This window comes from Meiothermus hypogaeus, from assembly GCF_003574035.1.
GTDB lineage: Bacteria > Deinococcota > Deinococci > Deinococcales > Thermaceae > Meiothermus > Meiothermus hypogaeus.
In genome coordinates, this window is the sequence record NZ_QWKY01000090.1 from 1 (window position 1) to 11,447 (window position 11,447).

Consider the following 11,447-nt stretch of genomic DNA (forward strand, 5'->3'; position numbering starts at 1 on the left):
CTTACCTGCCCCGGTACAGTCCCCATCTGAACCCGGTGGAGGGGGTGTGGCGGCGAGCGAAGGGGTTTCTGATGCCCCGGCGGCACTACGCGAGCGTGGGAGAGCTGAGGGGGGCGGTGACCGAGGCCTTTGAAAGGCTGCAGGAGCGGATGGGGCAAGAGGTGTTGCAAAGTCTATGCGTGGGCACTTAGTACCCCCATTTGGGGGTGTTACAATTCAAGGCGATTGTAAAACATTCAAGTAAGTTTGGGAGGTCTGGAGGCGTTTCATGCCAAATACCAAGGGAATTACGCTGGTTTCAACGCTGGTATTTATGTTCATCGTTATCATTCTGGTAAGCGTGGCTTCGCTCACCTCGCTCAACAACCGCCGCAACGCCCAGGACGCCCTGCGCACCTCGCAGGCCCAGTTCGCCGCCGAGGCAGGCCTCGAGCGGGCCGTGGCCCGGTTGTGGCACGAGGTGCTGGCCAGCGCCGCCTCTCCCAGCGTAAGCGCCTACGCAGCCGAGCTCAACCGCATAGGTCTGACCAACGGCACCACCATTGCCAGCCTGTTTGGCGACCCGCAAAGCCTGGGGGATGGCTCGAGCTTTGTGGTACGGGTCTCGCGCCAGGATGATACCAGCACCGACCCCGATGCCATCGTGCTCACCCTCATCTCCACCGGCACCCTGGCCGATGGCACCACCCGGCGCCTAAGGCAAGTCTTCCGGATAAATCGGGCCTTTTTCCCCTTCGACTACGCCCTTCTGACCAACAACGCCGAGTGCATTTTCTGCCACCTGGATGTAAAAAGCATGGACGCATTGCGGGGCAACCCCACCGCCGACCCCAGCACTTGGTGGCGGCGGGCCAAGGTGGGCGTGCTGGAAAGCCTGATCATGCGCGACAACGAAGAAGCTGGGGTGGTGCATGGCTCGCTGGTAGCCCGGGGTACGGTCAGCCAGCAGTACAGCGGCAACATCGGGCCTTCCAACCTCTACCGCACCACCATGAACCCCGGCGATGCACGCATTCGCTCGACGGCCCTGGTCAGTGTCACCCCTGCCGACTGCTCAACCCCCAGCAACTGCACCACCCCGCAAAACCTCTACTACAACTATCCAGACAGCAACAACCTGGCGGCTTTTGGCAACCGGGCCCCGGATGGCGAGCTGCCGGATAGTTTTCCGCTGCCCATTGCCGACACCAACAACAACCGCCTGATTGACGATGCTGAGTGGGATGCCGAGGTGAGCTCGAGCCTGGCCGGAACCAGCGAGAGCTACAGCGCGGGCTCTATCACGGCGGCCATGACCATTAACCCCAGCGGCAGCCTCACCTGGCCCGGCGGCGGTTCGGTGCAGACCCAGACCTCGGCTAACCTGGGCCAGAGCCCCAACAACGTGATTCTGGATGGTTCCGTGACACCCATTACCCTGAGCGGTACGGTTTTTATCAATGGGGATGTGGTGATTCGGGGGCGTGTGCGCGGCAACGGCACCATCCTGGCCCGTGGCAACGTCTATGTGATGGGCGACCTGACCTACGACTGCGGCACCGAAAGCACCCTGGCGGCCTGCGATTACAGCACCCCCGGCCGCCTGCCCCAACTCAACCTGATTGCGGGTGGGAATGCTGTGGTGGGCGATTACATGACCATTGATACCTGGCGCAACGACCCCACCCGCGACAACGTGGATATGCTCAGCCCCAGCCGCAACCAGCAAACCATGACCTTTTGCCGGGCCAACCCCACCAACCAGGCCTGCTCCCAGATCCGTTCCCAGCCATGGGATACACAGAATCCAGTAGGCCCCAGTCAGCGGCCCAACCTGGCCCTGACCGAGATCGCCAACTTCAACCGCCGCGAGCTCCAGCGCTACCTGCGCGACAGCAACTACCGCCCCCGCCTCTACACCTTTGGCGAAAACCGGATTTACTTCTCTACCGGTTGCAGCCACGACCCCCAGAACTACGCCAACTACAGCGCCATCCGTGGGGGGGCCAGTGTTTACTTCTGCCGGGGCGACAATCCACTGAGCACTGTCACCTTAACCGATGCCCAGGCCAGCAGCATCCTCTCGAGGGCGGCCCGCTACGAGGTAACCTCGGCTACCTTCAACAACGCCATCCTCAAGAACCTTTGGGCCGACTCCATGAACGCTCGAGGTACCGGCCCTTTGCGCACCGACGGGCTGCTCTACTCGGCCAACGCCATTTTTGGTCTTTCGCAGCGCAAATACTCCAAGCTGAATGGGCGCTGGGATCTACGGGGCGGGCTGGTCGCAGCCGACACCGGCATCTTTGTACCGGGCCCTGGAGGTGGCATCTCGGGCCTGACCATCTACCACGACAATCGTTTGCGTCCACGTATCGCGACAGGGCAGCAGGCGCAGCTTAATCGGGGTATCTGGGAAGTGGTGGGGCAATGAAAAGGCCTTCCCCAAAGGGCGTCAGCCTGGTGGAGTTTCTGATCGTGCTGGCGGTGCTCGGCATCCTGCTGGGGGTGGGCTTTGTTTCGCTGCGCTCTTACCAAGAGAGCCTGGCCATCCGCGAAGCAGCTACCCAGGTAGCGACCGAGCTCCTCAACATTCGCCAGCAAGCTCGGCGGCAGTCGGTCAACTTTTCCTTTCAGGCCAGCGCTAACACCAATACCTACAGGGTGGGCCGTACCACTGATCTGGCTTCGCTCCCGAGTAAATCGCTGCCCCGAGGGGTGATTTTTCAGAGCGTACCCTCGGGTGGAGGTACGGTCAGGTTTGATGCCCCTTACGGCATTGTGAACAGTGGGGCCAATGGTAGCTATGTCCTGCGAGGGCCTGGTAACCGGGTGCTCAATGTCAACATCGTTGGTCGAACTGGAAAGGTGGTGGTTCGTGCGCCGTAGTGGATTCTCCTTTGTGGAGGTGATGGTGGCGCTGGCCATCCTCTCCCTGACCATTCTAATCCTGACCTACTTTGGCTCGAGTTTCACCCTTACCCGCAACGCCCAGATCGATACCCAGGCCCAGGCCTTTGCCCGGAGCTACTTTGATAACCTGCGGGCCAGTTGGTCAACTCGTACCACCTTCAATGCGGCCGTGCCTCCTTCGGTAACGCCCCCCGGTGGCTTTAGCAACCCCACCGTAAACGTTGAAAATATCCAGACCATTGGAACCCAGGTGGTGCTGCGTCGGATCACCCTTCAGTTCACCGGCCCGCAAAACCGCCCCTATCGTTTCTCCACCGAGGTAGCCCTGCCTCCCTTGTAAAGGTTCTATGCGTAGAACAGGCATTACCCTCATTGAAATGCTGATCGCTGCTGTCATTGGCGCGGCCATCTTGGGCTTGATTGCCGCCGGGCTGCGCAGCAGCAGCGATAGCCTGCGTTTTGTGCAAAACTCCCAGCTCCTCACCGAAGACCTGCGCAACGCGGGCAACCTGGTGAGCGATTATCTGTCCACAGCCAGCTTTGTCTATCCGCCTGGTACAGTAATTACCCTAAATACCCTTAGTAGCTATACAGTACGCAATCCTGTCACCAACACCAATGTCTGGACGATTGGTACACATCCAGCGGTGGCCATGCTGCGACCCAAAAATCCCAGCAATGGCGAGTTTCTGTTCGTAATGATTTACGCTATGAATCGCGGCTGGGTTACTAATCGCACCCCTACCTCTGAAATCCCTGAGCGTAGCGTGCCCAATGACGACAAGTGGGTACTTTACATCTATGAATATGAAGTCAATGTAGATGTAACCAATCGCTTGCCCAATGGTCTACCCCTAACGATTCCTACTCGCTTTCCACTTGTCTCTACTTCAGGAAGTAATAGTGGGAAATTGTTAGCTGACTATGTAGGATCGAACCGGTTTACCCTTAGCTACCCGGATTGTCTGGGATTTGACGAAGCAGGCATAGCCACCCTGGTTTCCTGCCCTGCTACGCCACCCACACCCCTCCTGGCAGCTCATAGCGCTGCACGAGTTGTTTTTTCTCTACAAGGTGAAATCCGCCAGGGCGGGCGAGACTCCCGTGTACCGGCCAATCCGCTGCGCTTCGAGGCGGCCCCCCGCAACCTGCCCAAGCGGCTGACCGACATCACCCTCAACTAGTCGCGCCCAGCCGACAGCACCGCCAGGAAGGCCTCCTGCGGTACGTCTACCTTGCCGATGGCCTTCATGCGCTTCTTACCCTCTTTTTGCTTTTCCAATAGCTTTTTCTTGCGGGTGATGTCGCCGCCGTAGCACTTGGCCAGTACGTCTTTGCGCAGGGCCTTGACGGTGGCCCGGGCGATAATCTTGCCCCCGATAGCCGCCTGGATGGGCACCGCAAACTGCTGGCGGGGAATCACCTCCCCCAGCTTGTCCACAATCTCGCGCCCAATGCCATAGGCTTTGTCCTTGTGGGCGATGAAGGCCAGCGCATCTACGGGTTCTTCGTTGACCAGGATGCTCACCTTGACCAGCTCGCCTTCCTGGTAGCCGATCTGCTCATAATCCATGGAGGCGTAGCCCCGGCTGATGGACTTCAGTCGGTCGTGGAAGTCGTAGAGGATTTCGCCAAAGGGCACCTGGTAAACCAGCTCGACCCGCTTGCCGATGTAGTGCATGTTGCCCATTTTGCCGCGCTTTTCTTGCAAAAGCTGCATGATGGAGCCCACATATTCTTCGGGGGTATAGACCGTAAGTTTGACGTAAGGCTCGTAGATGGCGTCGACTTTGTCCGGGCTGGGCAGCTCGGAGGGGTTGTGAATCTCGATCTCGGAGCCGTCCGAGAGCTTGACCCGGTAAATCACGCTGGGGGCAGTGGAGATGAGGTCGAGGTTGAACTCGCGCTCGAGCCTTTCTTGCACAATCTCGGCGTGCAACAGCCCCAAAAAGCCACAGCGGAAGCCAAAGCCTAAGGCCTCGGAGGTCTCCGGCTCAAAGGAGAGCGCCGCGTCGTTGAGTTTGAGCTTTTCCAGGGCCTCGCGCAGCCGGTTGTACTCCTGGGTATCGGTGGGGTAGAGGCCGGCAAAGACCACCGGCTTGGCTGGCTGGAAGCCCGGGTAGGGAGCCTGGCAGGGGTTATAGGCCGAGGTGATGGTATCGCCAACCTGGGCGTCGCCAATCTCGCGGATGGAGGCGGTAATCCAGCCCACCTCGCCGGGGCCCAGCTGCGCCACGGGTTCCAGGGCCCCTGGGCGGAAGACCCCCACCTTGTCCACCTCGAATTCCTTGCCGGTAGACCAGATGCGGATGGTGTCGCCTGGCTTGATGCGGCCGTCCATCACCCGCACATAGGGGATGACCCCCTGGTAGGCATCGTAAATGGAGTCGAAGATGAGGGCCTGGGTGGGGTTCTGGGGCGTTCCTGCAGGGGCCGGGATGCGGGCCACGATGGCCTCGAGAATCTCGTCTACCCCCTGGCCGGTTTTGCCGGAGGCAAATACACAGTCGTCGGCGGGGATGCCCAGCACTTCTTCTACCTCGAGGGCCACCTCCAGCGGCTGCGCCCCCGGCAGGTCAATCTTGTTGATCACCGGGATGATGGTGTGCTCGTGCTCCATGGCCAGGTAGAAGTTGGCGATGGTCTGGGCCTCCACGCCCTGGGAGGCGTCCACTACCAGCAGCACCCCTTCCACGGCGGCCAGCGCCCGGCTTACCTCGTAGCCAAAGTCCACGTGGCCGGGGGTGTCGATCAGGTTGAAGGTGTAGGTCTGGCCCGACTTGCTCTCGTAGAACAGCCGCACTGCACTGGCCTTGATGGTGATGCCGCGTTCGCGCTCGAGCTCGAGCGAGTCCAAAAACTGCTCGCGCATCTCCCGGTCCGAGACCGCTTTGGTCATCTGGAGAATCCGATCCGCCAGCGTAGACTTGCCGTGGTCTACGTGCGCAATGATGGAGAAATTTCTAATCCGCTCCTGCACAGCTTATACATTGTAGCCGATACCGCGGGAAACTCTGTAAGCAAAGGCTGCACAAAGCCCAGAATTCGCCGCCTATCGTCGCCAGGCATGGGCATTCACTGCCCATTATCAAGCCCAGCTTTCATCAGGTCATTGACACACTCATCTGGGTTTTGTAATGTTGAGCACGAAGTTCTTTAGCAGTAAATAGCTCCATTGCACCGGGGAGGTTTGAAGTGAAACGACTATGGATAGCAGGTCTAGTAACCCTCGCTTCGCTGGGCCTGGCCCAGACCAAAATTGGTAACTGCGAAGTTACCGGCCAGAAAGGGCAGTTTCCCATCCGTCCGGTCGTTGCGGGTCAGCTCACCGTACAGACCAACCTGCCTGGGCCCGGTTTCTGGAATGGCGACAGCCCCGCTACCATCAAGGACGGCTTCGAGTACTGCCTGGCTGCCAATATTGCCCACCGCGCCGGGCTGGATAAAGTGGTGGTACAGAATGTGGCCTGGGATGCCCTGATTGCCGGTCAGACCCGCAACTTCGACTTTGCCCTCTCGCAAATCACCATCACCGAAGCGCGTAAAAAGGTGGTGGACTTCTCCCGGCCCTACTTTTCCTCAGATATTGGGGTCCTGGTGCGGGCTGCCGACAAGGCCAGGTTTAGCGGCCCGGCCAGCCTCAAAACGGCCCGCTTAGGGGTGCAGCAGGCTACGACGGCGGCCAAGTTCCTGAGCGATACCCTCAAGCACCCCCAGAACCTGACCCGGGTCTTCCCCGATGTGGCGGCGGGTTTCACGGCGCTGCGGGCGGGGCAGATAGACGCCTTCATCATTGACACCTCGATTGTGCTGTCCGAGGCAGGCAAGTCGGGTGGGGCGCTGGCGGTGGTAGGCCAGTTCCAGACCGGCGAGAACTATGGAGCCCTTTTTGCCAAGGGCAACGCCAACCGGGCTCAGATTGACAAGATCTTGGAAGCGCTGGAAAAAGACGGTACCCTCAAAAAGCTTTCCCAGACGTATCTCGCCAAGGAATGGGGAATTGACCCCACCACCGTGCCGGTCTGGCGGCCTTAGCCAGGAGTCAATAGCTGTATGGTCTATAGCCTTGAGGCTACAACTTGAGACTTGCGGCGACTGGATGCTGAACCAATGGTTCACGCTGGGGGTGCAGGGATGCACCTCCAGCTTTTTTCGGTAAAATCGCTTATCCATGATGGAGCCGAATTCAAACAGCAAGGAAGCGCGGCGGCGTAATCCCACCCTGCCCAGGGATGGCTTCGGTTTTGCGCTGGTGGCGCTGGGGCTGGCTATTTTGCTGATGCTGGCTACGGGGATGGTCATGTGGGGGGTCAAACAGACCATGACCGCCAACCAGTTTCGGGCGCTATGGGCTGATGCCTTGCTGGTATTGGTGGCACTGGTTCCTCTGGGTCTTTTGCTCCCAGCCAGCCGCAGCCTGGGTCAGTCGCAAGCAGCCCGGCGGGCCTTGCAGAGCCAAAACCTGATTGCAGCCAGGGTTCACAGCGCAGAAGCCCACACCTGGGCCTGGTTTACCCTGGGCTATGCCGGGGCGCTGGTGCTGTTTTTACTGTTTGTGCTGTTTTTTATCGCCAATAATGTGGCGGTTGGGCGCACTTTTTTTCAGCTCGAGCTCATCGCCAATTCTTTTGGCCTTATCTTGCGGGCTTTCTGGGTCAACGTGGTTATTTTCTTGTTCGCAGGGGTATTTTCCCTCATCTGGGGCCTGGTGGTGGCCATTGCCAAGCTGCTGCCCGGCAAACCCGCCCAGCCCATTCGCTTTATTGCTACCTTCTATACCGATGCTTTCCTGAGCCTGCCCTCCATCATCGTGATTTACCTGATTGGCTTTGGCCTGCCCCTCACCGGCATTGGCTTTTTCCGCAACCTGCCCCTGGAGGCCCTGGCGGTGCTGGCCCTGACCCTGACCTACGGGGCCTACATGGCCGAGGTCTACCGGGCTGGTTTGGAAAGCATCCACCCCAGCCAGTGGGCCGCCGCCCGCAGCCTGGGCCTCTCCTACGGTCAGACCCTGCGCTTTGTGGTGGTGCCCCAGGCGGTGCGGCGCATCATCCCGCCCTTGCTCAACAACTTCATCGGGATGCAAAAAGACACCGCACTGGTGAATGTGGTGGGGGTGATCGATGCTTTCAACCAGGCCCGCATCATCGCCTCCAACGACTTCAACCTGTCGGCCGTGACCACCGTGGCTATTCTTTTTATCCTGATCACCATCCCCCAGACCCGCCTGGTAGATCGGCTGGTGGAGCGCGACCGGGCCCGCTTTCGGCAGGGGTAAGAACCCATGGATGCTAACGATAAAATTGCGCTGCTGGCCATGGACTATAGACCATTGACTATAGACACCGACCCGGCTTTCGGCCCAGGAGGCCCCGCATGAGTTTTTTGCAAGTCCGAAACGTGTACAAACGATTTGGTGCCAACGAAGTGCTGCGGGGCATTAATCTAAGTGTTGAAGAGCACCAGGTGGTCTGTTTGATTGGGCCCTCGGGCTGCGGCAAGTCCACCTTGCTGCGCTGCATTAATGGCCTCGAGGAAATCCAGGGAGGTGAGATTCGGCTTCACGGCGACCGCATCACCGGCCCAGGCGTTGACCTGAACGCGCTCAGGCGCGATGTGGGCATTGTGTTCCAGAGCTTTAACCTGTTTCCCCACATGAGTGTTTTGCAAAACATCACCCTGGCCCCCACCCAGGTACTGCGGATGCCCCAGGCCGAAGCCCAGGCCAAAGCCATGGCCTTGCTCAAACGAATTGGTCTGGCGCACAAAGCCCAGGCCTACCCCGACCAGCTGTCGGGTGGGCAGCAGCAGCGCGTGGCCATTGTGCGGGCGCTGGCTATGGAGCCCATGTTGCTCTTGCTGGACGAGATTACCTCGGCCCTCGACCCTGAGCTGGTCTCGGAGGTGCTGAACCTGTTGCGCGAACTGGCCCGGGAGGGCATGACCATGGTTTTGGCCACCCACGAGATGGGCTTTGCCAGGGAGGTCGCCAGCAAGGTCTGTTTTATGTACGAGGGGGTGGTGCACGAGGAAGGCCCCCCCGAGCAGATTTTTACCAACCCCCAGCACGAGCGCACCCAGCAGTTTTTGGCCAGCATTATCGAAGCCGGGCGTTTATAACAAAAAAAACCCAGGTTTCCCTGGGTTTGCTGGCTCCGCGAGCAGGGCTCGAACCTGCGACCATTCGATTAACAGTCGAACGCTCTACCAGCTGAGCTATCGCGGAATAGCCCTATAGAGCGAGAGATAATATAGCAGAGCTTGCCAGTCTTGGCAACCCAGTTCTCACACCTCCCCGGAGTCAGTAAACTGTTCAGGCTGGTGCTTGCTTCAAAGAGCATTGTTGGTAACGGTTCAATATTCAGTGTGCTGAGCTATGGAAGGGCGTGTACCACCCCATAATTTGGATGCCGAGGCCAGTGTGCTGGGCTCGGTGTTGCTGGATAGTGAGGTGCTGGATCGCCTCGAGGGTCTGCTGGCTGCCGATGCTTTTTACAAGGAAGCGCACCGCAAAATCTGGGAGGCCATGGTAGCGCTGCGGGCCCGGCGCGACCCGGTAGACCTGGTGACGCTCTCAGAGCAGCTTCGCCAGAGCGGAGAACTCGAGAATGTCGGCGGTCTCTCGTACCTGGTCGGGCTTTCTGAGCACACGCCCACGGCGGCCTATGCCGACTACTACGGGCGCATTGTGGCCGAGAAGTGGACGTTGCGCAAGCTGATCATGGCGGCAGGTGAGGCCATGAAGATGGCCTACGACGAGGAGGGGAGCCTGGAGGACATCCTCGACACCGCGGGCCGCAAGGTGCTCGAGGTCTCTACCCAGGGGGCCCGCTCCGAGTTTCAGAGCATGAAGGAACTGGTGCACGAGACCTTCGAGCATATTCAACTGCTCTACGAGAACAAGGGCCAGGTCGACGGCATCAAGAGCGGCTTCCGCGAGCTAGATAGCCTGATTGGTGGACTTACAAGCGGCTCGCTCAACATCATCGCGGCGCGGCCCAGCATGGGTAAAACCAGCTTTGCGCTAACCATCGCGCAAAACGTGGCCCTGCGGGGTGAAGGGGCCGGGGTGGCCATCTTCTCGCTAGAGATGCCCGCCGTACAACTGGTGACCCGGATGCTTTGCTCCGAGGCCCGTATCGACATGAACCGCCTGCGCCAGGGGCAGCTCACCGACCGCGATTTTTCCCGCCTGGTAGACGTAGCGGGCCGCATCTCCGAGGCGGCCATCCTGATTGACGACACCTCCGACATGACCCTGATGGAGCTACGCGCCCGCGCCCGCCGCCTGCACGCCCAGCACAAGCTGGGTCTGATTGTGATTGACTACCTGCAACTGATGTCCGGCCCCGGCGGCAGCAAGAATGGCGGCGAGAACCGCCAGCAGGAAATTGCCCAAATTTCCCGGGGGCTCAAAGGACTGGCCCGCGAGCTCAACGTGCCGGTAATTGCCCTCTCGCAGCTATCCCGGGCGGTGGAGTCGCGCCCCAACAAACGCCCCATGCTCTCCGACCTGAGGGAAAGCGGATCCATCGAACAGGACGCAGATTTGGTCATGTTCATCTACCGCGATGAATACTACAACCCCCACTCCGAAAAAGCCGGGATTGCCGAGATTATCGTGGGCAAGCAGCGCAACGGCCCTACCGGAACCGTTGAGTTACAATTCCACGCTCAGCACGTGCGCTTCAACGACTTGGCCAAAGACGAAATATGACCGGGCCCGGGGGGCATCGGCAGCTACGATTGAAAGCATGAGGCTGTTCTGGCTCCTGCTTATTTTAGCTCTGAGTACCTTCTGGTTTATTCGGGACGTTCGAGCCAGGCCCATAGCCCACCCGCCTGGGGTGCTGGCTCCTCAGGCGCCCTACCAGGCCCCGCTAAACTCCTGGAGCGAGGTACGGCTGGAGAAACCAGGTTACCAGTTCAGGCCGGTGGCCTATTTCGAGCTCGAGGCCCGCGTGCTCTCGAAGCGCCTTTATCGCTACGATGCGGCTGCCGCCATTTCCCCGGTTGACCTGGCTTTGGGCTGGGGGCGCATGTCCGATACCGCGGTGATCAGCAAGCTGAATATCCGCCAGTCGGATCGCTTCTACTTTTATTCCTGGAGCCAGGAGCCGCCCATCCCGCCAGCGGAGATTGTGGTCAGCAGCGCAAACATGCACTTGATTCCGGCCAACGACAACATTCGCGAGCGTCTGGAGCGGGTCAAACCTGGCAATCTGGTGAAAATCAAAGGCTATCTGGTCAATGTGAGCGGCCCCGATGGTTTTTTCTGGAAAACCTCCACCATTCGCCACGACACCGGCAACGGGGCCTGCGAGATTGTCTGGGTGGCCGACCTTATCGTGAAGTAGTTTGCCAGCCTTTCATAGCCCCGCCTTTTTGCTACAAATGTACTATCATACACCCTATCTGCCATGTGGTGGACTCATCTAAAGAATTCGGTTGAGTAACGAAGTGGTGTGATGATGGGTAAAAACCAACATTTTGGAGAGGATTGGTTTGAAAGCCGTTGCCAAGCAGAGAGGGAATGTTGTATTGGACGGTGACGA

Annotated in this window: 11 protein-coding genes and 1 tRNA gene; 10 read left to right on the forward strand and 2 right to left on the reverse strand. The window is 59.3% G+C overall.

Translation table 11 applies throughout. From position 1 onward, the window contains the following. The 5 genes from Mhypo_RS15420 to Mhypo_RS15440 form a co-directional block, all read left to right on the forward strand. A partial coding sequence (locus Mhypo_RS15420; RefSeq protein WP_206074937.1) for a transposase occupies positions 1-191 on the forward strand: 191 nt, incomplete at its 5' end. 122 nt (positions 192-313) lie between these two features. After that, positions 314-2,413, forward strand: a complete 2,100-nt coding sequence (locus tag Mhypo_RS15425) for a hypothetical protein (protein ID WP_240637286.1) — start codon at positions 314-316, stop codon at positions 2,411-2,413. Continuing rightward, positions 2,410-2,868, forward strand: coding sequence for a pilus assembly FimT family protein (locus Mhypo_RS15430; RefSeq protein WP_119342164.1), 459 nt, complete (start codon positions 2,410-2,412; stop codon positions 2,866-2,868). Before Mhypo_RS15425 ends, Mhypo_RS15430 begins: the two co-directional genes overlap by 4 nt. Then, a complete protein-coding gene (locus Mhypo_RS15435; protein ID WP_119342165.1) occupies positions 2,858-3,232 on the forward strand; it encodes a type IV pilus modification PilV family protein in 375 nt (124 codons plus the stop codon). Before Mhypo_RS15430 ends, Mhypo_RS15435 begins: the two co-directional genes overlap by 11 nt. Before the next feature lie 7 nt (positions 3,233-3,239). Next, positions 3,240-4,076 (forward strand): PilW family protein, encoded by an 837-nt coding sequence (locus tag Mhypo_RS15440; protein WP_119342166.1) that lies wholly within the window; start codon positions 3,240-3,242, stop codon positions 4,074-4,076. Here Mhypo_RS15440 and lepA read toward each other — a convergent pair. Next, entirely contained in the window at positions 4,073-5,872 is a 1,800-nt protein-coding gene (gene lepA / locus Mhypo_RS15445; protein ID WP_119342167.1) for a translation elongation factor 4, read from the reverse strand. The two genes, Mhypo_RS15440 and lepA, sit on opposite strands and share 4 nt — an antisense overlap. A gap of 215 nt (positions 5,873-6,087) precedes the next feature. Here lepA and Mhypo_RS15450 point away from each other — a divergent pair, with 215 nt between their 5' ends. The 3 genes from Mhypo_RS15450 (at position 6,088) to Mhypo_RS15460 (ending at position 9,012) form a co-directional block, all read left to right on the forward strand. Continuing rightward, the gene (locus tag Mhypo_RS15450) at positions 6,088-6,927 is read left to right on the forward strand and encodes an ABC transporter substrate-binding protein (protein WP_119342168.1); all 840 of its coding nucleotides are present in this window, start codon (positions 6,088-6,090) and stop codon (positions 6,925-6,927) included. Between the two features lie 136 nt (positions 6,928-7,063). Continuing rightward, entirely contained in the window at positions 7,064-8,170 is a 1,107-nt protein-coding gene (locus Mhypo_RS15455) for an amino acid ABC transporter permease (RefSeq protein WP_119342169.1), read from the forward strand. 98 nt (positions 8,171-8,268) lie between these two features. After that, positions 8,269-9,012: an amino acid ABC transporter ATP-binding protein gene (locus Mhypo_RS15460; RefSeq protein WP_119342170.1), complete on the forward strand. Its 744-nt coding sequence runs from the start codon at positions 8,269-8,271 to the stop codon at positions 9,010-9,012. Positions 9,013-9,042: 30 nt separating this feature from the next. On the opposite strand, the gene Mhypo_RS15465 is transcribed toward Mhypo_RS15460, so the two are convergent. Further along, positions 9,043-9,118, reverse strand: a tRNA-Asn gene (locus Mhypo_RS15465). A gap of 150 nt (positions 9,119-9,268) precedes the next feature. On the opposite strand from Mhypo_RS15465, the gene dnaB reads away from it, so the two are divergent. Beyond that, on the forward strand, positions 9,269-10,609 hold the full coding sequence (gene dnaB, locus Mhypo_RS15470) for a replicative DNA helicase (protein WP_119342171.1): 1,341 nt from the start codon (positions 9,269-9,271) through the stop codon (positions 10,607-10,609). 37 nt (positions 10,610-10,646) lie between these two features. Further along, positions 10,647-11,249, forward strand: a complete 603-nt coding sequence (locus tag Mhypo_RS15475; RefSeq protein WP_119342172.1) for a hypothetical protein — start codon at positions 10,647-10,649, stop codon at positions 11,247-11,249. The last annotated feature ends 198 nt before the right edge of the window (positions 11,250-11,447 follow it).

Coding starts and splice junctions, on each gene's coding strand:
- Mhypo_RS15475 (WP_119342172.1), top strand. CDS start 10,647: ATGAGGCTGTTCTGGCTCCTGCTTATTTTAGCTCTGAGTACCTTCTGG.
- Mhypo_RS15425 (WP_240637286.1), top strand. CDS start 314: ATGTTCATCGTTATCATTCTGGTAAGCGTGGCTTCGCTCACCTCGCTC.
- Mhypo_RS15430 (WP_119342164.1), top strand. CDS start 2,410: ATGAAAAGGCCTTCCCCAAAGGGCGTCAGCCTGGTGGAGTTTCTGATC.
- dnaB (WP_119342171.1), top strand. CDS start 9,269: ATGGAAGGGCGTGTACCACCCCATAATTTGGATGCCGAGGCCAGTGTG.
- Mhypo_RS15460 (WP_119342170.1), top strand. CDS start 8,269: ATGAGTTTTTTGCAAGTCCGAAACGTGTACAAACGATTTGGTGCCAAC.
- Mhypo_RS15455 (WP_119342169.1), top strand. CDS start 7,064: ATGATGGAGCCGAATTCAAACAGCAAGGAAGCGCGGCGGCGTAATCCC.
- Mhypo_RS15440 (WP_119342166.1), top strand. CDS start 3,240: ATGCGTAGAACAGGCATTACCCTCATTGAAATGCTGATCGCTGCTGTC.